Origin of the sequence: Enterococcus sp. AZ048 (assembly GCF_051715125.1) — a bacterium.
Taxonomy (GTDB): domain Bacteria; phylum Bacillota; class Bacilli; order Lactobacillales; family Enterococcaceae; genus Enterococcus_A; species Enterococcus_A gilvus.
On record NZ_JBIOTD010000002.1, the window covers coordinates 798313 to 820566 of the forward strand.

Consider the following 22254-nt stretch of genomic DNA (forward strand, 5'->3'; position numbering starts at 1 on the left):
CAACTATTTATAGTCTTATTTCTAACTAATAAAGTATCAAATATGACTTATAGTATTTGCTATATTAATTTAACAATGGAATTCTTGTATGCTAGTATCTCACTATGCGGAGTTCCATTAGAAGCTATCAGGGAGTGTCTCTATATGTTTGGGTTAAGTTCCTCTACGCGTTTAAAGCAAGAAATTATTTGTATCTTATATGAACAAAAAGACTATGTATCAAGTGAGAAAATTGTTGAACTGCTTGGTTACTCAAATAGCCAAATGGTCAAGAAAAACTGTCAGGAGTTAAGAGAAATAGCCAATCATTGTTATTTAAACGGCGAAGTTGAACTAAGTATGGTAAGAAATAAAGGAATCAAGTTAACGTGCTCCACAAATAATGATCTGCAAAAAATAACTGAATATATCTTTTTAGAAGATTTAGCCTACAATATTTATTCCGATATTCTCTTTGAAAGATTTATCATCACGACGGTCTTTTGCAAAAAGAATTTCGTCAGCGAATCCACGCTGCAAAGAAAAGTCCGGCATTTGAACAATTACCTGCATAAATACAAGCTGCATATTTCTTTCTCCAGCGTGCTAAAAATCAATGGCAGCGAAGTAGCCATCAGAAATTTTACTTTTTTATTTCTATTTTCTATCCATCGCAGGCTTTCAGGGATTCCTCGATTATCTTCTGAACAAAAAACAAGCTGTTACGAGCGGACAAAGGACATCGAAGAAGCTTTACAGTTTGATTTGATCCCTACACAGAGGGAAATATTGGCCGTGCTATTATTCGTGAATTGTACTGCAGCGGCAAAAAATAAACACATCCTATTTACAGAACAGCAAACTCAAATGATTCATCTCTTAAGCGTAACGAATAAGCCATCATTTTTGATGGATTGGACACAGAGAGATTGGATTTTTTTTTTACTATCTGTTTATTGTTACGATTTCAACAACATTCGCATGGAATTGCATTCAAATTATGACGCGTTGCCGTTATTTGTCAAAGAGGCAGAGCTGTGGCTGACCCTCTTTCAATATTCTTTTGTGCCGCTTTCTCATCAGAACAAGCAATTTGTCAAAGAAAAGTTATTTAAGCAATACCTCATGCAGCATCTGTTTTACATCGATGAAAACTTAATAAAAAAATCTCTCAACATTGATTTAGATAAAATTGCGTGCAATCAACCCTTCTACATGCAGAAATTTTACGAATTTTGGACGTCATTCAAAATGAACAGTCGTTTTTTCGATACGTCTCAGTTTAAAATAAGCAGTTTATTGTTATGTATGTATGTCATACCTATCAAGGATTTTTTACCGAAAATAAGCATTTATTTTTACTCTGATCTTTCACAGCTCCACCATAATTATTTGATGAATAGTGTTATATTTAATTTTTCAAATCAGTACACCATCGACTATGTATCCGACATACAGGACGCTGATTTAGCGATAAGTACCACCAGCTATTTGGAATCTCAGCTCTCGGCGGAACAAGATTTTGTAGTGATAAGATCTGATTTGCCAAAAATTGATCTGAAAAAGCTCGAAGACGTGTTCAAAAAGATCGTGCAAAAGTGGTTATAATAAGCATAAAAAGCGAGGATCAAGAAAATTTTCTTGATCCTCGCTTTGCCTATATGAAGCAGTCTATTTTTAACAATTACCGAAATCGTTTACGCATCCAGCAAACTCCTGCGAAATTCTTCCCTCAAAGCCAGCAAATGCTCCTCCGAAAAATTCTGTGACAGGCGGTACCCGACAAAATACGGGGAAACGATGAAACGCGGCGTTAATTTGATCCTGTATTGATTTTTTTCTTCAAAAATAAACAAATTATAACTGTCGCACCGCCCGTGATGATAGGTATTCAGTACATAACTGACGGTCTTCTGCACATAATCTGCCAGTAAATCAATGGCTTCCGGTGCTTCCGCGTTCACTAAAAGGTTGATCTCAAGAAACCCCATGATCGGCTTTGTAGAGAAATTGATGGCGATATTTTTTTCGGAAAATACATCGATACCTGTAAAGTTTTCGTCATGGATCTGCCCCTCCCCGTCAAGCACATCTAATCCAACGATCTGCATATGGGGATGCTTCAAGCTGCCACCCGAAAAAGGCCCGTGATTTTTGTAAAAAAGCACCGATTCAAATCGCGGATCACGGGTCATTTCAGCCCAGCACTCGAAGGCAAAATGGAACAAGGCGCGATTTTCTTCGTTTGTATAGGTAGAAATATCTTTATTGTGATCCGGATTCTCGATGATCAGAGTTTGGACCGTGTCCTGTAACGTTTGAAATTTATTGCGAATCCAAAACATCTGTTGTTCCGCTCTCAGGATATTTTCCTCTTCCGCATAGTCGCAAAACGGACAGCCCGCCTTCTCCGATCCTAAATGCTGCGGTTTCCCAGTTGCCGCTTGCGGCAAAAAAATAAGCGACCCTTCTTCGTTTCCTTTTTCCATGAATCTGCAACTCCTATCTGAACGCCGCCAACCAAAAACGGCTGACGACCAACTATCGTCTTTTATTCCTTTATGATAGCATTTTTCAGACGTATCTCCTACTTGAGAAAATTATTTTAATGGAGTGAAAAGACAAGTGTTTGACATCCCATTCAGTAAAAATATTAATCATAAGTATTCTTGAAGCAAACTACTGAATTAAAGATGTTCTGCGGCAAAATTTTTTTGTTAATCTCTAGAAACTACCCTTTTGGGTAAAATTATATTTGTAGAGACTTTGCTAAAAGACAATATTAAGTAAAATTTTCACCTCATAACGTCCTTATCTCTTTGAGTCAGAGTTCGTTCTATATCGTCAAGTTTTATTGAGCTGCTATCTCCATATATCGTATGTTTCAGCGCGGCAGCTATAGTCGCAAACTCAACGGTTTCTTGAGGACTCAAATTACTCAATAATCCATGTAAAATCCCAGCAGCGTACGCATCTCCACCACCTACACGATCAACAATAGAATCTAGCTGTATCTCATCTGAACGAACGAATGCTTCGTCAATAAAAAGATTTCCTTGTAGGCGATTGTATTGAGCGGATATTACTTTCCGCGTTGTTGAGTAGAAAACCTTAATATTGGGGTAAATATCTTTGATTTTTTTATAATAATGAGTAATGTCCGCATTAGGAGTTTCAGTAATCTCAAAGAAATTAATAGCATCAAGTTTCCCTGCTGAACACCAATCGATATAAGGAGCAATCTTTTGAATATATTTTCTACAAGCCGACACTGACCATAGTTTTCCACGATAATTGATGTCTAAACTAACTGTAATCTCTCTTTTTTTTGCCTCTTTTAATAGAAGTAAGACGAACTCTTGCCATTTCAAGGAAAGTGCTGGCGTAATGCCCGACACATGTAAAACATCAATCCCATAAAACAACTCATCTAAGTCCCATTCTAATTCAGTCATCTGAGAGAAGCTTGAATATTTTCGATCATAAATAACAGAAGAACTACGAATTCCTGATCCAGTTTCTAAGTAATATGTGCCTAACCGTTCTCCGCCAAATAATAGATGATTCACATTTACTCCATATTTCATCAAATGCTGCTTTGCTCCAAAACCTAATGCATCGTCAGGAATTTTGCTGACAAAATACGTTTCATGACCAAAATTTGCTAAAGAGATTGCAACATTGGCCTCTGCTCCGCCAAAATGGGCTAAGAGACAATTATTGTCACTTAGACGTTCATTGTTACAGGTGGAAAGGCGAAGCATGATCTCACCCAGTGTCAATATTTTAGTCATAAAGATCATCCTTAATCTTTTTAAATTCTGTCATGTATTCTTTAGCGATACGTGTGACACCTTTATAGTCTCCGGTTTTAGCGGGCTTCAACAGATTGCCCCCGACGCCGACTGTTACCACACCTGCCCTGAACCAGTCTTTCATGTTTTCCAACGACACCCCTCCGGTTGGCATAATATTTATCTGTGGCAAGGGGGCTTTGAAGGCAGATATGATTGCTGGACCATATGCCGATCCGGGAAATAATTTTACGATATCTACGCCTGCTTTTAGAGACTCTTTTATCTCCGTTACGGTTAGACACCCTGGTAAATAAGGTATTTGATACAGGTTACAAACTTCTGCTGTTGCCTGATCGAAGGTCGGACTAACTATAAATTCAGCTCCTGCCATTATGGCTAAACGGGCAGTTGTGACATCTAAAACTGTTCCCGCACCAATTACTACGCTAGAATCCAAGTTCTCCGAAAGTAATTCCCTAATAACCTCTGCAGCATTAGGCAATGTAAAAGTAACTTCGATTCCCTTTATTCCACCTTGAATCAATGCTTCACAGGATCGTTTTCCTTGTTCTTTAGAAGCTCCGCGAACTACCGCAATGACCCCTGCTTCTTCAATTTTAGTTAATAATTCTACACGTTTCATTCTTCAGCACCCTTCTCCGTCTTTCAAACGATACTTCCTATCTCATTTCCATTCATCTGCATCCCATACTGAACAGTTAAATGAGGATCTTTCATTTCAGGAAAAACAACCATAATCGAAGTATCCTTATTGTTTTCCTTCAAAAGAGATAGATCAATTTCTGCTAACAACGTATTCTTTGTGACTCTTTCGTTTTCTTCTACTAGAATATTATAGCCATTACCTTGCAATTCTACGGTATCAATCCCCATATGAATCAATGCTTCTTCTCCATGCTCACCTTTGATGATTATGGCGTGTTTTGTAGGAAAAATTGACATAATCGTTCCATTAAACGGTGCATACACCTGTCCATTTTCTGGCTTGATCGCAAATCCTTCACCCATCATTTTCTTTGAAAAAACGGGATCATTAACATCTGTGATTTTTACAACATATCCTTGAACTGGATTATATATCTTTTCATGTCCAGCTTCTTTGACAATCCCTTTCTTCTGTTCTTCTTGTTCCATTGCTTCATTAGGGTCGAAAAAGAAATAGACCAATCCGCCAGATACAATCATTCCCGTTAAATGAATAATGAAATAATCTCTGATACCAGTTGCGCTATACAAATAAGTAACAATTCCGGGTATAGCTGCCACACCCATACCAGTACTTTTAGCATGTAACAATCCTGCAACTAAACCCGCAGTTGCCCCACCTGTTAAGGCAAAAAGGAACGGTTTGCCAAATTTTAGATTCACTCCGAAGATTGCTGGCTCTGTGATCCCCAAGAAAGCTGGCAATGAAGCCGACATCAAAAAGCCACGTTTCTTTTTATCCTGAACTTTCCATCCAGTTACTAAGGCCGCAGTTGCTTGTGCAATAATTCCACCAGTAATCATTGCATTAAATGGGTTAAAGCCCGTATTCGCTAACAAATCTGTTTCCAAAGCCAAAAATATATGATGCATTCCAGTGACAACAATGGCTTGTTGCGTTCCTCCAATAATCAAACCGCCTAATCCGAAGGGTAAACCAATTACTGCTTTTGCAGCACCCAAAACAAGCAATTCAATGTATTGGCAAATTGGACCAATGATAATCAAACCTAATAATCCAGCAACTAAAATCGTTGTAAATGGTGTGACAATCAAATCAAGAACATCAGGAACTTTCTTTTTTAGTGCTTTTTCCGTTTTTGCGGCTATGATCGCCACCATTAGGGCCGGTAATACCGAACCTTGATAACCTACAACATTCAAATCTAATCCGAAAAACGTAAATGTAATTGCGTCTGCTACCCCTTTAGCGACATCGCTAGGATTTGGTAACAACGGGTTGACCAACATCAAACCCAGAACAATCCCTAACACTGGACTTCCACCAAATTGCTTCATCCCCGCCCATGCAATCAGTACAGGCAAAAATGTGAAAGCTGTTTTCATCAAAATAGTTGCGATTGTCAAAACATTTGGGTTCATTTCTACACCAAAAGCGTTGATACAATTGATAAAACCGCTAAATAATCCGGTAGCAACCAAAACTGGAATAACTGGAATGAAAATATCCCCTAAAATTCGCGATACTTTTTTAGGTAAAGACATCCCCTCATATAGATCGCCTTTAATATCTGTATTTAACTCAGTACTCGTATTTCCAACCACAATAGCATACACACGATCAACAAATCCCGTTCCAAGAATAATCTGGTATTGCTCTCCAGCAAAAAATTGTCCCTTTACCCCATCAATATTTTCAATCTCAGCTTCGTTAACTACTTTTTTGTCGTTCAAGGTCAAACGCAAGCGTGAGGAACAGTGTCCTACAGCTCGAATGTTTTCTTTTCCGCCAATCGCTTCAATGATTGCATTTGCTACCATAACATCTTTATTTTGATTCATTTTTTAACTCCTCCTTAAGGTCTTCCTGCAGATCCATCTGGCAAACGGCACAATGTCCAGTCAGCCATCCGATCATGTGTTGGAAAAGCCGCCGCTGCTTCCTCGTCAATATCGACACCAATACCTGGTTGATCATTCAGATAAATGTACCCATCCTTTGCAACCGGTGTTCCCGGAAATACTTTGTACGTATTCTCTTTAATGCTGCAACTCCATTCTTGGATACCGAAGTTCGTGGAAGTAATACTTAAATGCGTATTCACCGCATGCCCGATCCCTGTCATATCACCTGGGCCATGCCACGCAGTTCGCACACCATAAGCATCTGCCAAGGAAATAATTTTTCTTGTTGGTGTAATTCCGCCCACCTGGCTCAGATGCAATCGCAAATAGTCGATTGTCCGGTTTTGGATAAGCCCCGTCCATTCATGGGGATTATTAAACAGTTCTCCCATTGCTAGCGGAATATGGGTATGGCTTCGTAAATGCTCAAACCATTGGACTTGTTCTGGCGGCAATGCATCCTCTAAGAACAACAAGTCAAATTTCTCCAGCTGATTAGCAAATTTTACCGCTTCACTGGGAGATAAGCGTTCGTGCACATCATGACAAAGCTTGATCGAGTCTCCAAATTTTTCTCTCAATTTTTCAAACCCTTCAATCATTGTCTTCATATAAACATCTGGATCGTAGTAAACACCGGGAGTACTCTCCTTAGGTAAATGCATCGCCTGATTATTTCCGCCATACCCGCCAATCTGTACACGAATCTGTTTCCAGCCTTGATCGACTCGCGTTTGCACTAACTCAACAGCATCACTGACACTTTGTGCATCGGCATGAATATAGGCTGGAACAGCATCACGAACCTTTCCACCAAACAATTGATAAAGCGGCATATTCGCCAGCTTCCCTTTAATATCCCAAAGTGCCATGTCGATTCCTGACAAAGCGTTGTTCAATACCGGACCGTTTCTCCAATAGCTACTCACCGAAGCCGTGCGCCAAATATCTTCTATCCGTTGCGGATCTTTACCAATCAAAAATGGTTTTAAGTATTTATCAATCGCTGTTACGACTACTTCATATCTCTGTGTAAATGTTGCACAACCCACTCCATAAATACTTGGGTCATTCGTTGTCACTTTAACTGCTACTAAGTTGATGCCTTCTGGAGCCGTGGTAATTACTTTAATATCTTCAATTACTAGCGCTTTCATCATTTGTTAAAACCTCTTTCTTAAATTTGACTCAAGTATAAGCGAATCCTTTTTTTCTGCCTATAGCGTCTGTGAACTTAAATAAATGATTCAGCATTAGATTCTTTTCCCAAAAATTGAAATTTTTCCCAGATAGTCAAAGAAAAAAACTCCCTAATTAGAGAGTTTTTTTTGTTTATATTCCATATAGCGTAAGAATAGAATACTTACTAAAATAAAATAGGGATCTAACACGCTGTATTTTTTCCAATTACCAATAGGAACTTGCTCCAAATTAACAAAAATATTTTCATTACTGAAGTGGGCGATTTGATTCTCTGAGAAGCTCGTAATCACAACAAATGGGACACCCTTCACCTTCAAGTCTTTAGCAAAGGAATGAGCGTTGTCTGATCGTCCTCTCAATGAAATAATAAAAACCAAGTCTTCTGTCGTTAACGTATCCGTTAGGGAACCGATCTCATCAACCCCCTCAACCACGTAAAAATGTTCATCACCTGCTAGAAAGACCCGACGCATCTCTTGTGCGACAGCCCTTTGCAGAGTTCCTGTACCATAAATAAAGACTTTTTTACTACTTTGAATAAGTTGAAAAATCGTTGAGAAATCCCGGTACTTCATTTCATTCATAGAGTTAGCGATAATCGAAACATACTGATCAATTAAGTTTCCTTCCAAATCTTCTGCTTCTAATTCTGCTTTAAGTGCATACTTCAATTCAGAGAAACCCTTATATGATATTTTTTGAGCAAAACGATGAATACTAGATTTGGAATAATTGCATTTTTTTGCCAAATTAACTAATGTTGATTCTGAGGCTTCTTTTTTATTGTTAGAAATGTATTTCCAGATTGCTAGATCATTCTCATTAAGGTCAAAAAAATATTTACTAACTAGCTCTTCTGTTTTAATAGACACTGCTTTTCACCTCGTTAAGGTATTTTCTTCATTGTATTACAAAACAATGTTCCTAGCGATAGCCAGTTAAATAATACTCTTAATCCCCAAAAGATAAAATCCAGTCAATTTCTTGTAAAACCGCTTGCTCATTATTGGTCCCTACGATTTTATACGCGTACTGTTTTAATGCCTCTTTGCCATTTCCCATGACAAATCCATATGCTGCCTTTTTTATCATTCCCAAATCGTTCATATTATCGCCAAAGCAAGCAAGTGCACGGTCTGAGATTCCCATCCTATTTTGTAAAAAGTCAATGGCTTTTTCTTTTCCTGCGTTGCGAGAAACAATATCCACTGCTTTAACACCACTGGTCAATATGTTTGCTTGCTCCTGAAAAGTAGCCTTTAATGTCTCGAGATTTTCTTCCTTTTTATCTGGCCTAAAATTGACGGTGATTTTATAAATCTTATCCGGCAGATCGTATAAGGAGTCTACTAATCTCAAATTATGATAGAAGAATTTTCCACTTTCTATGAACGTTTTTTTCGTATGACTGAGGATATAAGAGGCTTTTTCTCCAGATAAAATCAATCGATCGAGAGCTATTCGCTCGTCCTCAAGTAAAAGTTTCAAAAGTTCATTTATCAGAATCGGATCTAATGGACACTCATAAATTACTTGCTTTTGTTCGACAATCAATGCACCATTCTCGCAAATGAAACAGAGATCTTCTAAATATCCTGGAAAATAATTGGCTAGGTGAATGTACTGATTCCCGGAAGCCACGATGAATTTGATCCCCTGTTTTTTAATTTGATTGAACTGTCTGGCAAACCTTGACTCATCATACATTTTTTGATCATCCAAAAAAGTTCCGTCCATATCTACCGCGATCATCTGAATCATCTCTTCACTCCTTCTAACGAGGAAAAGTGTGGCACGTGAATCACGCCACACTTTTCCTCGTTATTTTATTTTACCGATCACTACGCCAGCATCAGTCATTCCTTGATGGATCGTAAGCGTTCGCTCCGCCAGGTTGGTAAAAATCACCATGGTTGTTGTTTCTTTTTGTTTTTGCATTAGATAAGAAAAGTCCACTTCTGCAAGCTTCGTCTCAGGCCCAATAGATTGCCCTTCTGTGACAAAAATCGTGAATCCCTCACCCTGTAAAGCAACCGTGTCAATACCGATGTGAATCAATACCTCGTTTCCTCTTTCATCTACTAATCCAATGGCGTGTTTCGTTGGAAAAATGGAAACGACGCTACCCTTGATTGGTGAATAAAGTTCGTTACTTTTCGGTATGACGGCAAATCCATCCCCCATGGATTTCGAGGAGAAGACTGGGTCACTCACTTTTTCAAGATTAAGGATATCCCCAGCCACAGGGGCGTAAATTTCAGTTAAAGCTTTCTTTTTAAATACGTTAAACATAGACTCGCTCCTGTTGGAAGCGCTCGTTGGTTAATTGAATCGCTTCTTTAGATTTTTTCACAACATCTTCTGCAATTCTCGCTGACAGTCCGATGTAGTTTTCAGGCATTAGCATTTCTTCTACTTCTTTAGCTGAGAACAATTGTGTGATGGTCTTATTTTCCATCAGAATTTCTTTGTAGCTTCGATGGGTCAGCTCTGCTTCGATCGCCAACTCATAGACCAGTTCATGCGCTTGGTCCTTTCCGAGTTGCTGTGCGATCTGCATCATGATATATTCGCTATTGTCTAAACCTGCGTTGATGTGTGCATTTTCCTGCATTCTCTTTTCGTCTACAGTCAAGGTCCTGGTCAACTCCTCTGCTCGCATCAAAATTTCTGTCATTAATTCTAACGCTTGCATCATTACACCATCAAGAAGCATGTTTGACGTGCTGTCGGCCTCAAAAGGTCTTGCGGCTGAACAATAAGTGACGGTGGACAAAGAATACATCATTTGCGCGTTTGCAATGATTCCTTTTGACAGCTTAGGATTGATCTTATGAGGCATCGTACTGCTGCCGACTGTCCCACTCGTAAATCCTTCTGCCACCTCGCCGAATTCCTCGATGGACGTCTGAAATACCTCTTCTGCGATTTTATGCAAATTATTGGCTAAGAGCTGCAGTGTATTAAGGTATTCTATTTTTGGCGAGCTAATATTTCGAGAAGGCACCATCATTGGCTCTAATTTCAAAATCTCCGCTACTCGATCTTGCACGGCCAATCCGATCTCACCTGTAGAATTGAAAGCCCCGACTGCTCCACCCATCATCGTTGTGAACACACGCTTTTCGACTTCCTGCATTCGTTCTAAAGACATCAACAGCTCCGATATCCAGACAGAAACCTTGTAGCCGTAAGTGATTGGAATGGCGTGCTTTCCGTGGGTACGTCCTGCCATCACGGTGCCTGCATGCTTTGTGGCTAAGTCGTTCAAATTATCCAATATAGTCAAGGTATAGTCCAAGAAGCCTTCGTGAACTTGTTTCATGACCAAATTCTGTGCGGTTTGCTGGATATTTTGTGTTGTCGCACCAAAGTGGATAAACTTCCCACTTTCTTCATCGCACGCCAGCACGAATACTTTTAAAAATGGAACAAATCCATGACCCACCTTACGATAGATTTCCTCCATCTTTTCAAAATCCAGATTCTCGATAACGGCTTTTTCATTGATCTTTTGTGCAGCTGCTTTAGGGATCACTCCTAGTTCCCCTTGCGCTTTCGCCAAAGCTGCTTCTACCTTCAGCCACGCTTGATACTTTGTCTCATTGCTTAAAAGCTGTTTGATGCCGTGATCATCTAATGTTTTGCTTTTTGAATCATACAATGCTCGCATACTTTTCACCTACCCCTTTTTCAGTGCGTCATCAACCGCATTTCTCACAAATTCAACATACGGTCCAAAAACTACATGAATATGATTCTCTTGCGGGAAAAAGATGCCGGATGTGCCTGAGTCTTTTAACCCTTCCACATCAACTTTCGATTGATCAACGAGATCAATTCGCAAACGAGAAACACAATTATCTATATTTTTGATATTTTCTTTTCCTCCCAATGCAGGCAACACGATGTCTGCGATTTTTCCAAATTGTTTTTCCGCCAGCAACGTATTGTTCTTCAATCCTTTTTCACGCCCCAACGTCTCAAGATTGAATTTCTTGATCGCGTATTTAAAAACGAAATAAAAGACCGCAAAATTCACTGCACCAAGCAGAATCAAATTGATCCAATTAGTGTTCTCATACATCAGCCCGAAGATTCCAAAATCAAAGATCGTTCCACGAATGTAGCCAATCCCAATGTTTAAGAAGTTCAACGGAATAGCCATAACACCACACAATAAGGCATACACTACATACAATTGTGGGGCGATGAATAGGAATGAAAATTCCAAAGGCTCTGTGATATTCCCTAAAAAGGCTGTTAATACGACAGTCAAGATCGCGCCCTTTGCAATTTTCTTATTGTCAATAAACGAGGTATGATACATCGCTAATCCAATCGCAGGTACACGGAATAGGGTAGTCAGCATTTGACCCGACGCTAAATATTTAAACAGATCAGGCGCCATACTCCACGCGGGATGATCCGGTCCTAAGTCAAACAAGACTTTATTTGCTGCATTTAGGATGCCGATAAACTGTTCACCGTCGATCATATAAACACCACCAGCCTCAGTAAAGCGGACGATAGAGGCCAATACATGATGCAACCCAAATGGGATCAACGCCCGGTGTGCGATCCAATACGCTCCCACACCAAAGGTATCGTTCATAAAGATTGGTGAGATGAAAATCAATAGCTGCGTGAATAATCCCCAGACGATCGGGATAATAAACCCTAATGGAATCATGAAGAAAAACGTCGCGATCGGAACAAACTTCTTTCCGCCAAAGAAAGCGAAGGCCAGTGGCAATTGTGTCTTATAAAATTTATCGGTACACTTCGCAGCAACTAAGCCTGCAATGATCCCGCCAGCAGCATCTAGCTTCAATGTCTGAATTCCTAACACGATCCCCTGTCCAACTTCGGCCATTGTCTCTGCATCTGCAAGTGCTCCGGTCAGCGTCAAGTAGACATTTACGACTACTAGTAAAGTGATATACCCTAAAACCGCTGAAAAAATTGCGATCCCTTTGTCCTTTTTCGACATCCCATAAGCAACCCCCATCGCAAACAGCAAGGGAATATTTTCAAATACGACACTTGTAATCGTCTTTAGGCTATTAATAATGGCTTGTACTGCTGGATTTCCTAAGAATGCGACCTGCTCAATCATATAGCTTTGAGATAAGGCATTTGTTAACCCCATCACCATTCCGATTGGTGCCATGACTGCTATTGGCAGCAATAACGAACGGCCAAACTTCTGAATTCCTTTTTTGATATCGTCTTTCATTTTTTCTCCTCCTCAGTAATTCGAATACACTTGTAGTGTAGTATGCAAGCGTTTCCCCAACAAGGTCCGCTTCTGCTTCGTATTTTTTTCAAGATCGGACCATGCTATACTTAAAATGACTAGGGGGCGATATTATGACGGTTAATTCTTTTGACCTTTACTTAGCTAATCGTATACAAGAAAAAAAACGCATTTCTATTGATCAGCTTGCGAAAAAAACGCAGCGATCTGCTGCTACAATCCGTCGGTCGATCCACTCATTGAACGACTACCTTCCAACGGATGCTCACTTCATTATCACTGAATCTGCAGTGATCAGTCAACTTAGCTACCAAACACTGATTCAATTTATCCAGTCTCTGACCCTTTCGGATTTCGTCACCACTGTAGAGGAACGCCTAGATTATTTAATAACAAAAAGTATACTAAATACTTCCATCAACCTATCCAATATTTATGACACGCTGCTGATTAGTCAATCGACAAAAAAAAGAGACCGTTCACTTTTTTTGGAGGAACTAGTCAAGAATGAGTTGTCGCTTGAATCCATTCGTGGAAAAGGCATTACCATCAACGGGAATGAGGAAAATTTGCGCATCAAGGCTACGCATATAATCAGCAAAGTCATCGAAATCAACGAAGAAAATGCGGTTATTGCAAGAAAGGCCAATACACCTTTACAAAATCTCATTTACGAAGAAGTACAGACACTCCTTGACGAAACGACAAGCGATGAATTAACTCAGTTCTTAGGGGAAAATGACCTTGCTTTTAATTACACTGGAACTAAGTTTCTCTACATCTATGTTCAGTTAAGCCGTTTTCGAATTTCCAATAAACAAAGGATTATTGAAAAAACAGACTTTCTTTCCGAACCGCCCAACTATCCTTTTTTTGCCTCTGGCGAAGAAAATCGGACGTTCAATGCCGTTTTAGCCAGTCTTGATGGCGGTATTCGGACCCTTTATCACCAAGACATGAAGCTACGAGATGTTTCTACACAACTGATCGATTTTATTGAGCAGCGGATCATCACGACTTTTTATACCAAGCACTCCTTGTCGCAGTCGATCGAAAACTATCTTTACAAGTGCCTTTTTCGCAACGAACTGGGCTTCGATTTTTATGACAACAAGCTTGACGATGTCAAAAAGGAGTTTTCTTTTCTCTATCAGCTAGTCGACTATTTTTATGAAACGACACTGTCGAAGTACGTATTTTTAGATACCTATCAGCTAAGCACTCTCACTTTGCTTTTTCGAGAACACGTTCTAAAGAACAAAATCTCTGGAAGAAATCGAAAAAAAATCGTACTCGTCACAAATTCAGCGAAAGAAAAAAGTGATTTTTTCGCGCAACAGTTGACGTATTATTTTGATACCGAGGTGGTCTCCTACATCAATATCCAAGAAATCCATCAACTTGAAGGGTTGAAATTTGATACACTTATTACCTTTTCGAATCGGATCTCTTCAATTTTAAATGAGCAAGAGTATCCAAATATCAAACTGAACTACTATTTACATGATGAAGATATTCAATATTTAACAAAGCTGAATTTCTCTCTTAATTCTCACCGAAAACTGGTAGCCGAAACATTTGCTGAAAAAATAGAGGCGCTCCCAACCAATCAGTTATCTGCTTTTTTGACTAATGAGTACCCAAACTTCTTTGTTTAAAAGTAATCTATATAAAACACAAAACACTCATCACTGAACGATGATTAAAGAATGACCGTTCAGTGATGAGTGTTTGAATTCATTTATAGTTTTTTGTCTTACTGCCTAAATTGCTTCGTCTCCTACGGCTGCGTCAATGTCTTCTTGCGTAATGGTGATATTCCCGATCTCCGTTTGATCCGGTGCTAAATAAATGACTTGGATCTTGGCATCTGGAAACATTCCCTTAACAGATTCCATTACGGGCTTCATTCCTTTTATCAGAACCGGTTTGAGCGCCTCCATATCCATGTCATACCCCAGATGTTCTCTAGACGTGTAGGTGTAGACGATGGTGTGGTTCTCCCCTGCTGTGATGGTGATGTCCGAATACATCTCTCCCATTTGCTCTTGTAAAGCAGGGAGCTGAGATTGCGCCGCCTCGATCATCAAATCAAAATAAAAGGAATCATCCTGCTTCGTTGCTGATTTTGTCGAATCTGCCGTTTTCGGTAATTCACTGGATTGTTTGACCTCTGAAGAAGCGGAAGATTCCTTTTCTTTCTTCACCTTCGAGGACGTTGCCGTCGACCCCGGCTCAGGTGCAGACGCCGAATCGTCCCCTTTACAGGCCGCCAAACTCATACTAATCATCATACCAAACACAATTAACCCAAGTTTCTTTTTCATATAAACCCCTCCTATACTTAAATTTTACTATTTTAATACCTTTTAAGCGATACTTTCTATTAATTACAATCAAAATATTTTTTTGAAAAAAGGTTCCTATCGTTTTTAAACCGATGCGGCTTTTATCTTCTTCGTTTGTGCTTATTTAAGAGTAAAAAACTGCCGCGTCTCAGCGGCAGTCGTGAATGACTGTTAAAACATTCGTTGCTTCATTGGATGGTCGTCGGAAAATTGAATCAAGTCCCACAGATTCCCATACAAATCCTCAAATACCGCCACCGTGCCATACGCCGCAGCTTTCGGATCTCTGACGAATACGATCCCTTTTTCCAGCATTTTGTGGTAATCTCGTTGAAAATCATCGGTACCGAGGAATAAAAAGACCCGTCCCCCCGCTTGATCGCCAACGAATTTTTTTTGGATGGGTTTTGATGCTTTTGCCAATAAAATCGTCGTCCCCTGTGATCCTTTGGGAGACACTACGACCCAGCGTTTGTCCTGTTCAGGTTGATACGTATCTTCAATGAGTTCAAAATCGAGCATTTGCGTATAAAACGCAATCGCCTCGTCGTAATCATCTACCACCAGCGCCAAGTGTACAATACTTTGTTTCATCTTTTCTCCTCCTCTTCTCAACATTACCTTAGCAAATGCAGCAAATGAAGTCTACATGCAGGAAAATCTGCGCTTTCCATATCTGGTGCTTGCCCAAAGGCAGCTTCAACTACCTCAGCCAAAACTTGCTATTGTTTCTCTGGATTGTTTCACAGATAATAGAAGAAACTGGCATTTAAAAAAGGAGTGAGGCCATGTTTCATGTCGTGTTAGTCCTCTTGCCACTTGTTCTGATTTTTATTCTTCTGCCGATTCTTTTATTTGGTGTATCTTCTGTTCTAATCAGCCTCTTTGGAGGGACGGCGGCGGTCCTTTTGATCAAAAACAAGAAGGCGCGGGCGATGCTGCTGCTTGCCTTTGTGGTCCTGTCGCTGATCGGCGCACTTTGTCTCTTTCCATTTGTCGCCGCTTATGCCGCGTTGCCTTTTCAGTATTATCCTTATGTATCCAAGGGACTTCTATTCTTGATCGGGTTTTTTTCTCTCTTGGAAATTCTCAAGGCACGCTCTTTAGAAAACAAATTTCTCAAAAATATGGTTATCGTCCTTTTTGTCTTCGTGATGATTATTACGGGATTATTGTTGCTTATGCAGTTCCTTAATTAAGGATATAAAAAAACGTTGAGAAGGAATTTCTCAACGTTTTTTTGACTATCCAAGATCATAAAGGTTATGGTATTTCTGATAATTGATCATTCCTAGCGAGGTCGCGAATAACCGAGATTTCGCCTCGAATTCGATCCGTAGCTTTTCCAGATCTTTGATGGCATGCTTCTTTTCCGTTTGTTTCATTCTTTTTGGGTCAAATAACTCCTTCATAGTTAATTCCTCCTTTTTCTGGGAGCACAGGGACATCTTTATTGCTGCGAAAATGCAGGGACTTCTTCAGGGGACAACGCTTTGGTCATCCAAATAAATGAGAGGTCGTGTTTCGTAAAGGGAACGAGGATCGGGCGGTATGCCCGTTTCATGTAATAAAGATGGGCGCTTTTCCGACCCGTCAAAAAGAGGCGAAAATGGCCTTCCTCTAGAGCAAAATCCTCTAAACGGCTCATCAGCTGATCCCCGATTCCGTGTCCTTGATGATCTGGAGAAACAGCGACCTGACGGACACGGGCGATCCCAAAAGGATACAATTGGATCGATGCTGTTCCGACCACTTCCTCATTCTCGATGGCGACAAAGACGTGGAGACGTTTCTCTTTCTCCCAATCGATCTTTCCGCCTAACACCTGCTTGCGTAATTTGACTGCACCGGTGTGTGCTTTGCTAAATAATTCAGCCTTTTCAATTCTCATTGACAACGACCTCCTTCTTACCAGTTTTCCCAATCACTATCGTGTGGTTGTTCGTGGGGACGGTTCTTTCCTGGTCCGCCGTTTGGACCCATAGGACCGCGGCCTGGACCAAAGGAACCTGGGCCAAAGCCTTCTCTGCCGAATTGCTGGCGCATTTGCTCTTTCCATGCGCGCTTTAATTTGCGGCGATCGGCTGGCGACATCCGTCCAAACTCTTCCATGTGGGGATCGAATTGCAGCTTCATCGCCTTCAATGCTTCGATCGCTGCAAAGGGATCATTCGGAAATTCTGGCCGTCCGCCGAAATCTTCTGTCCAACCATCAATGACCTTATTCAATAATTGATCCAGCGTTTGCTGCTCGTCTTCAGTCAAGCCGGCGAAAAATTCTTCCGAACGCTCCTTCGGCTTGTTGAGGTTCGCCTTTTTACGACCAACCTCCGTGATATAGATACGCTTGATCCGTTTGTCATTCTCATCTTCCTGTCGCTTGATCTCGCCGCGACTTTCTAATTTGTTCAAAATTTCTGTTACTGAACTTGGCCGCATATCCAAGATCTCCGCCAAGACGCCAGAGGTCACGCCGTCTTCTTCTGCTAAAATATCCAAAACCAATTGTTGGGTCGGTGCACTTTTCTGACAATTGCCTGTATCCATCAAACGACGACTCGCAGATCCGACATACGATAACCGCTTCAATAATTCTTTTGTGTATTCACTCATCGTTCTCATTCTCCTTTTTGTTTCGGCACCTATATTTTAGGTACCTAACCTTTATTTGAATTTAGTATACTTCGGTACCTAATCATTGTCAATGGATAACTCCGAAAAAATTTTTGCAGGTCTGATTCGCAAGATACAATCGTCTGATGATTGCTGTTATTTGTTTGATTCTTTGTCACTGGAAGTACATTCAAGATTTCATCTAATTAGAAGAATCTCCTGTTCATACCTCCAATCCTCCTCGCTGCTTTCACGAATAGCGCGAGATTTTGATACTAACGTCCGAATCAACTAAAAAAACACCAAGTAAGCCTTCATCAGAGAAAAAAGTTTACTCAGTGTTTTTTATTCATAACGCTTTGAAAGGATTTTATGCCCGTCCTGCTGACTGATCCGTCGTTCGATCTCGTGGAGGACCGCCTTCTGGTATTTTCGTTTGACATGGATCTTCCGCCATTTTACAAAATAGATAGGCTTCTCCCTCTGCGCCTCCGTAAGCGCGTCGATATCCAGCTCAAGCAAAGCCAATTCTTCGCGAATCGCGCCGTTGAAATAATGCTTGCGACGAAACGGCGCACCTATTACTATCGCTGGAACAATATCGAAGGATCGATAAAATAATCTCGAGCATTCGTGGCTAGACGGATGAAAATGATACGTGAAGCCCATGAAAAATAAAAAGAAGAGCCCGCTAATAAAGATTGCCGCCAGCATGATTTCTAAAATGTATCGAATAAATTTTTTGTTCAACGCGTGATACATCTTGCCTGTCACCTGCATTTCAGTTCATTTGAACTTAGTATAATAATAACAAGAAGAGTCGCCTATAAATATGAGAAAACTTTATTTTATCCTTCACTAAATTCCATTTAATAGCTTTTTTCTTTTATTTGTGCGTGCTATACTTTTTTAAAAAGAAACGAAAGGACAAACGATGCGAAAATTTATACTTGGATGGCTGCTGACAGGAAGTCTACTGTTTTCCGGCTGTGCACAAGCAACACCACACCAGACTTCCTCGGAAACGATGGCAACGAAAAAGGAGAGCGCCAGCACGACAGAAACTTCACAGGCATCCTTTACGACTGGCGACTATTACAAGGAACACAAAGAATGGATCGACCCTGCGACGGATTTGACCCATTTGCTGCGGTCTTTCTCATGGTACAATGGGTCCTTTATTTTGACCTTCAATGATGATGGAACCATCGATGCCTACGACTATCCCGGAAGCAAAGAAAAATTGTATAAGATTGACTACGGGTCTTATTTTATGAATGGAAAAAACATCCTGCATCTTTCATCGTTGGATCACCCAAAAGATGGCACGGATTTTGTTGCGACGATCGAGGAACGGAAGATCCTGCTTAGCCAAATTGATGCCAATGAGACAGGTATGAATCTGTGGGCGATGGAAAAATTCACAGAGATTCCCACAGAGGACAAGTAAAGAAAGGTCTTCCTACATACCATCCTTACGCACACCAAAGAGCCTGCAACCAACCGGATGCAGGCTTTCTTTCAGTAATTTAACTCTAATCGCCTGTCCCTTCATCGGACCATGGCAGATCCGTGGACAACAGGGCGGCGAAATTTTGGTACTCGGTGCGTTCCTTCAAGCGATGGTTTCGCCGTTTCTCGTAGCCGCCGCAGACCATTTTTTCCTCTTCTGTCTCGGGGACGACATGAGGAACGGTGAATTGTTTTTCTTCATTCATATGAGACGGAACAGCGACGAAGGTGGTAAAGCAAGTCGCCGCCAAATAGCGTTCTCCTGTAGCGAGGTCTTCACCGATCACCTTCACAAAGACTTCCATCGATTTATTGTGGCTGCCGGAAACATAGCACTTCACACAGACAGAATGATTGGCGTGCAGAGGTTTCAAGAAATTCAGGTTGTCCAGCGATGCCGTCACGGCGCCTCTGCGGCAATGGCGAGAAATGGCGATGGACGCCGCATCATCAATCAGGGTCATCAGCTTCCCGCCGAATAGATACCCAAATGGATTTAAGTCAAACGGGAAAATACGGTGGGTTTGGATGACGCGGGATTCGCGGCATGTTCGTGCTTCAGTCAAAAAATCACTCTTTCTAGTTTTCAAATTTTATTCTTTCCATTTGAATTATCCCATCTTCGACGCTTTTTTTCAAAAATTCGGAAAAGTATACAGCAGAAAGCACATTCGGTATACTTGTTCTATACAGAATTTCCGTTCCATTCTTCGCAGACAACTCCATGAAGGCGCGGCGGGGATTCCATTTTATTCTATCTTATAAGGAGCGTCATACTATGGAAAAAGAAAAACCTTCAAAACTCGTTCAGTTTTTTGGCGGTAAAACTTCCTATTACATGATCGGGCTGGTCATACTAAGTGCGTTAGCCATTTATTTGTTAAATACAGTATCCTTTATTTTCCGGCCGATCCTTGTGATCATTACCACTGTTTTGCCCCCGATGATTTTTGCGTTACTGCTTTATTACCTGCTTAATCCGATCGTAAACTTTCTTAACAAAAAGGGTGTATCCCGTACGATCGGCATCGTCTTGACGTATGTGGTCATTTTGGGATTCCTCTTTTTCGGAGGCGCTCGTCTGGTGCCCGTCATCCAAGAGCAGACACAGGATCTGATCAAAGAATTCCCTAAATATATGGATGATTTTCAACAAGCCATCAGAAATATTTTGGATGCGACACCTTTTGCTGCCTCTTCGGATCAAGCGTTGAATTCTTTGGACAAGCTGACCAAAGAAGGGCTGAATTATTTAGTCAACAACTGGCAAGACGGCGCCAAAGGCTTAGGCACGATCTTTTCAGCCGTTTCCAGCACCGCGATCACCTTGTTTACCGGACCGATCATCGCCTTCTTTTTGATCCAGAGTCCCCACAAGCTGTACAATGCGGTCATCGAAATGATCCCACCGCGCTTTAGAAAAGATTCTAGCACCTTGATCAACATCGCCAATCAGCAGTTAGGCGCGTTCTTAAAAGGACAAGTAATCGCTTCTTTGTTACTAGGTGTGATTTATTGGGTCGTGTTCCTATTATTAGGATTGCAGTTCGCAACCGTCATCGCCTTTGCTGCGGGAATATTGAGCATCATCCCTTACATCGGATCATTTTTAGCCTTCTTACCCGGGTTATTTATTGCCTTTCAGGACTCGTCCTTTATGGTGGTGAAATTCGTGATCGCCTGGTTCGTGGTCCAATTACTTCACGGTGATTTAGTCGTTCCCCGTGTCATGGGCGACCGCCTAAAGATCCATCCGATCACGATCTTGGTCGTTTTGCTGGTCATGGGAGATTTGCTGGGACTCGTCGGCGTGATCTTCGGAATACCGATCTACTCTATGATCAAGCTGCTCGTCGTCTTCACCTTCCGCAAATTCAAACAGCGCTACAACAAGTACTTTTCTGATGAAGGCGCCTATCGCAACACCGGTTTTTCAGAAGACGATTATTAACAAAAAAAGTGAGACAGTTGCCTTGTTTTTGACAAGCCGCAACTGTCTCACTTTTTTTCAATAAGATTATTTGTTATTCATAGCCGCCAGTTTTTCAATTGTAGAAAGACTTAGGCCTGTCACCATTGATATCTCATCTAAAGAAAGACCTATTTTGAGTAAACTTACTGCTGTTTCTTTCTTTTCTTCCATTCTCCCTTTTCTTTCACCTTTTATTTCTCCTGCTATCTCCCCTTCTTCCCTCGCCACTCTTGCGGCCGTGCTGATTTCGAGGGCTTGTATTTCGCGATTTTTTTCTGCTCGCATGATCATTTCTTTTTCCTCGCTTTCTAGTGATAGGTAATCGATTTTGGCTTTGGCGTCTTTTATGTACTCTGGGGCATCCTCTGCGGCGTCGCCTGTGGTAAAAAAATATTGCCAATGATACAGCGCGGTGTTTCGTCCGCGTACGTGATTTTTTAGGCTGAAAAAGCACAGGAGAAGGAGTTCTTTGCCTGCACGATTTACGAATACTTGCTGGGTCTTGGCGTTTAGCAGCTGAAACAATTGCAGTGCGTGCTCTTTTTCATTAAACAGGTCATACCCCATAATATTGATGCCGTAAACAGGGCGCAGGCTGGCGTAGCTGCTTGGCTTGGCGTCGCTCTGTTTCTTGATGTCTCCATAAGGCGAACGGTAGGCTTCGGCGAGGTAAAACAGCGCACGCTCGTGGAAATAATCGTGGGCATGGATCTGACACTCGATGGTGGCTTGGCTGCCGTCCTCGGCAGTGGCGAGGATGTCGACTTCTGTGCGGCAGATTTCTTCCCCGTTTTCTTTTTGGAGCGTGCGTTTGTAGCTGTCGATATGGTACGTTTCTCGTGGACGCAGGGTCTTGAAATTGGTCCCCAGCAGGTCATTCACAAAGGCCTTCAGGATATACAGGGAATCTTCGGAGGTCATGATTTTCTTAAACAGCAGATCGTTCGTCGGCAAATAATTCGGCATGGATTTCCCACC

The 22254-nt window shown here is 41.1% G+C and carries 23 protein-coding genes; 5 read left to right on the forward strand and 18 right to left on the reverse strand.

Annotated elements, in window-relative coordinates; genetic code table 11:
* The first annotated feature begins 144 nt into the window (after nt 1–144).
* A complete protein-coding gene (locus IGI66_RS17545; protein ID WP_438849767.1) occupies nt 145–1587 on the forward strand; it encodes a helix-turn-helix domain-containing protein in 1443 nt (480 codons plus the stop codon).
* 89 nt (nt 1588–1676) lie between these two features.
* Here the strand turns inward: IGI66_RS17545 and IGI66_RS17550 are convergent, their stop codons facing one another.
* The 10 genes from IGI66_RS17550 to IGI66_RS17595 form a co-directional block, all read right to left on the reverse strand.
* A complete protein-coding gene (locus IGI66_RS17550; protein ID WP_438849769.1) occupies nt 1677–2468 on the reverse strand; it encodes a DUF4931 domain-containing protein in 792 nt (263 codons plus the stop codon).
* 306 nt (nt 2469–2774) lie between these two features.
* Nucleotides 2775–3773, reverse strand: coding sequence for a PfkB family carbohydrate kinase (locus IGI66_RS17555; RefSeq protein ID WP_438849770.1), 999 nt, complete (start codon nt 3771–3773; stop codon nt 2775–2777).
* On the reverse strand, nt 3766–4419 hold the full coding sequence (locus IGI66_RS17560) for a bifunctional 2-keto-4-hydroxyglutarate aldolase/2-keto-3-deoxy-6-phosphogluconate aldolase (protein ID WP_438849771.1): 654 nt from the start codon (nt 4417–4419) through the stop codon (nt 3766–3768). Before IGI66_RS17560 ends, IGI66_RS17555 begins: the two co-directional genes overlap by 8 nt.
* Nucleotides 4420–4442: 23 nt before the next feature.
* Nucleotides 4443–6305 carry a glucose PTS transporter subunit IIA gene (locus IGI66_RS17565; RefSeq protein ID WP_438849773.1) on the reverse strand — a complete coding sequence of 621 codons (1863 nt, stop codon included), beginning with the start codon at nt 6303–6305 and terminating at the stop codon, nt 4443–4445.
* A 14-nt stretch (nt 6306–6319) separates the two neighbouring features.
* Entirely contained in the window at nt 6320–7528 is a 1209-nt protein-coding gene (locus IGI66_RS17570; protein ID WP_438849774.1) for an enolase C-terminal domain-like protein, read from the reverse strand.
* A 150-nt stretch (nt 7529–7678) separates the two neighbouring features.
* Nucleotides 7679–8443, reverse strand: a complete 765-nt coding sequence (locus tag IGI66_RS17575) for a MurR/RpiR family transcriptional regulator (protein WP_003127877.1) — start codon at nt 8441–8443, stop codon at nt 7679–7681.
* Between the two features lie 79 nt (nt 8444–8522).
* Nucleotides 8523–9332: a Cof-type HAD-IIB family hydrolase gene (locus IGI66_RS17580; protein ID WP_438849776.1), complete on the reverse strand. Its 810-nt coding sequence runs from the start codon at nt 9330–9332 to the stop codon at nt 8523–8525.
* Between the two features lie 60 nt (nt 9333–9392).
* A complete protein-coding gene (locus IGI66_RS17585; RefSeq protein ID WP_438849777.1) occupies nt 9393–9863 on the reverse strand; it encodes a PTS sugar transporter subunit IIA in 471 nt (156 codons plus the stop codon).
* The gene (locus tag IGI66_RS17590) at nt 9856–11244 is read right to left on the reverse strand and encodes a class-II fumarase/aspartase family protein (RefSeq protein ID WP_438849778.1); all 1389 of its coding nucleotides are present in this window, start codon (nt 11242–11244) and stop codon (nt 9856–9858) included. Before IGI66_RS17590 ends, IGI66_RS17585 begins: the two co-directional genes overlap by 8 nt.
* 9 nt (nt 11245–11253) lie before the next feature.
* Complete coding sequence (locus tag IGI66_RS17595) at nt 11254–12810, reverse strand: PTS transporter subunit EIIC (protein WP_438849779.1); 1557 nt, start codon at nt 12808–12810, stop codon at nt 11254–11256.
* Nucleotides 12811–12944: 134 nt separating this feature from the next.
* Between IGI66_RS17595 and IGI66_RS17600 the strand changes: the two genes are divergently transcribed.
* Complete coding sequence (locus tag IGI66_RS17600; RefSeq protein WP_438849780.1) at nt 12945–14489, forward strand: hypothetical protein; 1545 nt, start codon at nt 12945–12947, stop codon at nt 14487–14489.
* Nucleotides 14490–14594: 105 nt separating this feature from the next.
* On the opposite strand, the gene IGI66_RS17605 is transcribed toward IGI66_RS17600, so the two are convergent.
* Both IGI66_RS17605 and IGI66_RS17610 read right to left on the reverse strand, forming a co-directional pair.
* Complete coding sequence (locus tag IGI66_RS17605) at nt 14595–15158, reverse strand: hypothetical protein (protein WP_288227769.1); 564 nt, start codon at nt 15156–15158, stop codon at nt 14595–14597.
* 192 nt (nt 15159–15350) lie between these two features.
* Complete coding sequence (locus tag IGI66_RS17610; RefSeq protein WP_316407938.1) at nt 15351–15773, reverse strand: VOC family protein; 423 nt, start codon at nt 15771–15773, stop codon at nt 15351–15353.
* A gap of 194 nt (nt 15774–15967) precedes the next feature.
* Between IGI66_RS17610 and IGI66_RS17615 the strand changes: the two genes are divergently transcribed.
* A complete protein-coding gene (locus IGI66_RS17615; protein WP_438849781.1) occupies nt 15968–16378 on the forward strand; it encodes a hypothetical protein in 411 nt (136 codons plus the stop codon).
* A 45-nt stretch (nt 16379–16423) separates the two neighbouring features.
* On the opposite strand, the gene IGI66_RS17620 is transcribed toward IGI66_RS17615, so the two are convergent.
* The 4 genes from IGI66_RS17620 to IGI66_RS17635 form a co-directional block, all read right to left on the reverse strand.
* A complete protein-coding gene (locus IGI66_RS17620; protein WP_010778794.1) occupies nt 16424–16591 on the reverse strand; it encodes a hypothetical protein in 168 nt (55 codons plus the stop codon).
* Nucleotides 16592–16629: 38 nt separating this feature from the next.
* Nucleotides 16630–17070 carry a GNAT family N-acetyltransferase gene (locus IGI66_RS17625; protein WP_438849783.1) on the reverse strand — a complete coding sequence of 147 codons (441 nt, stop codon included), beginning with the start codon at nt 17068–17070 and terminating at the stop codon, nt 16630–16632.
* A gap of 17 nt (nt 17071–17087) precedes the next feature.
* Nucleotides 17088–17792, reverse strand: coding sequence for a MarR family winged helix-turn-helix transcriptional regulator (locus tag IGI66_RS17630; RefSeq protein ID WP_316407932.1), 705 nt, complete (start codon nt 17790–17792; stop codon nt 17088–17090).
* Between the two features lie 345 nt (nt 17793–18137).
* Nucleotides 18138–18554, reverse strand: coding sequence for a hypothetical protein (locus IGI66_RS17635; RefSeq protein ID WP_438849784.1), 417 nt, complete (start codon nt 18552–18554; stop codon nt 18138–18140).
* Between the two features lie 172 nt (nt 18555–18726).
* Here IGI66_RS17635 and IGI66_RS17640 point away from each other — a divergent pair, with 172 nt between their 5' ends.
* The gene (locus tag IGI66_RS17640) at nt 18727–19242 is read left to right on the forward strand and encodes a hypothetical protein (RefSeq protein ID WP_114525839.1); all 516 of its coding nucleotides are present in this window, start codon (nt 18727–18729) and stop codon (nt 19240–19242) included.
* A gap of 85 nt (nt 19243–19327) precedes the next feature.
* Here IGI66_RS17640 and IGI66_RS17645 read toward each other — a convergent pair whose 3' ends face one another.
* Entirely contained in the window at nt 19328–19870 is a 543-nt protein-coding gene (locus IGI66_RS17645; RefSeq protein WP_010778799.1) for an acyl-CoA thioesterase, read from the reverse strand.
* Nucleotides 19871–20082: 212 nt separating this feature from the next.
* Here IGI66_RS17645 and IGI66_RS17650 point away from each other — a divergent pair, with 212 nt between their 5' ends.
* Nucleotides 20083–21255: an AI-2E family transporter gene (locus IGI66_RS17650; protein ID WP_086305334.1), complete on the forward strand. Its 1173-nt coding sequence runs from the start codon at nt 20083–20085 to the stop codon at nt 21253–21255.
* A gap of 66 nt (nt 21256–21321) precedes the next feature.
* Here IGI66_RS17650 and IGI66_RS17655 read toward each other — a convergent pair whose 3' ends face one another.
* A complete protein-coding gene (locus IGI66_RS17655; protein ID WP_438849785.1) occupies nt 21322–22242 on the reverse strand; it encodes an Rpn family recombination-promoting nuclease/putative transposase in 921 nt (306 codons plus the stop codon).
* Between the last annotated feature and the right edge of the window lie 12 nt (nt 22243–22254).

Bases quoted from the DNA above. Each gene is read 5' to 3' on its own strand.
- IGI66_RS17595 (WP_438849779.1), bottom strand. From the start codon at position 12,810: ATGAAAGACGATATCAAAAAAGGAATTCAGAAGTTTGGCCGTTCGTTA.
- IGI66_RS17545 (WP_438849767.1), top strand. From the start codon at position 145: ATGTTTGGGTTAAGTTCCTCTACGCGTTTAAAGCAAGAAATTATTTGT.
- IGI66_RS17570 (WP_438849774.1), bottom strand. From the start codon at position 7,528: ATGATGAAAGCGCTAGTAATTGAAGATATTAAAGTAATTACCACGGCT.
- IGI66_RS17610 (WP_316407938.1), bottom strand. From the start codon at position 15,773: ATGAAACAAAGTATTGTACACTTGGCGCTGGTGGTAGATGATTACGAC.
- IGI66_RS17550 (WP_438849769.1), bottom strand. From the start codon at position 2,468: ATGGAAAAAGGAAACGAAGAAGGGTCGCTTATTTTTTTGCCGCAAGCG.
- IGI66_RS17555 (WP_438849770.1), bottom strand. From the start codon at position 3,773: ATGACTAAAATATTGACACTGGGTGAGATCATGCTTCGCCTTTCCACC.
- IGI66_RS17635 (WP_438849784.1), bottom strand. From the start codon at position 18,554: ATGTATCACGCGTTGAACAAAAAATTTATTCGATACATTTTAGAAATC.
- IGI66_RS17620 (WP_010778794.1), bottom strand. From the start codon at position 16,591: ATGAAGGAGTTATTTGACCCAAAAAGAATGAAACAAACGGAAAAGAAG.
- IGI66_RS17600 (WP_438849780.1), top strand. From the start codon at position 12,945: ATGACGGTTAATTCTTTTGACCTTTACTTAGCTAATCGTATACAAGAA.
- IGI66_RS17615 (WP_438849781.1), top strand. From the start codon at position 15,968: ATGTTTCATGTCGTGTTAGTCCTCTTGCCACTTGTTCTGATTTTTATT.
- IGI66_RS17625 (WP_438849783.1), bottom strand. From the start codon at position 17,070: ATGAGAATTGAAAAGGCTGAATTATTTAGCAAAGCACACACCGGTGCA.
- IGI66_RS17565 (WP_438849773.1), bottom strand. From the start codon at position 6,305: ATGAATCAAAATAAAGATGTTATGGTAGCAAATGCAATCATTGAAGCG.
- IGI66_RS17630 (WP_316407932.1), bottom strand. From the start codon at position 17,792: ATGAGTGAATACACAAAAGAATTATTGAAGCGGTTATCGTATGTCGGA.
- IGI66_RS17650 (WP_086305334.1), top strand. From the start codon at position 20,083: ATGGAAAAAGAAAAACCTTCAAAACTCGTTCAGTTTTTTGGCGGTAAA.
- IGI66_RS17655 (WP_438849785.1), bottom strand. From the start codon at position 22,242: ATGCCGAATTATTTGCCGACGAACGATCTGCTGTTTAAGAAAATCATG.
- IGI66_RS17605 (WP_288227769.1), bottom strand. From the start codon at position 15,158: ATGAAAAAGAAACTTGGGTTAATTGTGTTTGGTATGATGATTAGTATG.
- IGI66_RS17590 (WP_438849778.1), bottom strand. From the start codon at position 11,244: ATGCGAGCATTGTATGATTCAAAAAGCAAAACATTAGATGATCACGGC.
- IGI66_RS17580 (WP_438849776.1), bottom strand. From the start codon at position 9,332: ATGATTCAGATGATCGCGGTAGATATGGACGGAACTTTTTTGGATGAT.
- IGI66_RS17560 (WP_438849771.1), bottom strand. From the start codon at position 4,419: ATGAAACGTGTAGAATTATTAACTAAAATTGAAGAAGCAGGGGTCATT.
- IGI66_RS17640 (WP_114525839.1), top strand. From the start codon at position 18,727: ATGCGAAAATTTATACTTGGATGGCTGCTGACAGGAAGTCTACTGTTT.
- IGI66_RS17585 (WP_438849777.1), bottom strand. From the start codon at position 9,863: ATGTTTAACGTATTTAAAAAGAAAGCTTTAACTGAAATTTACGCCCCT.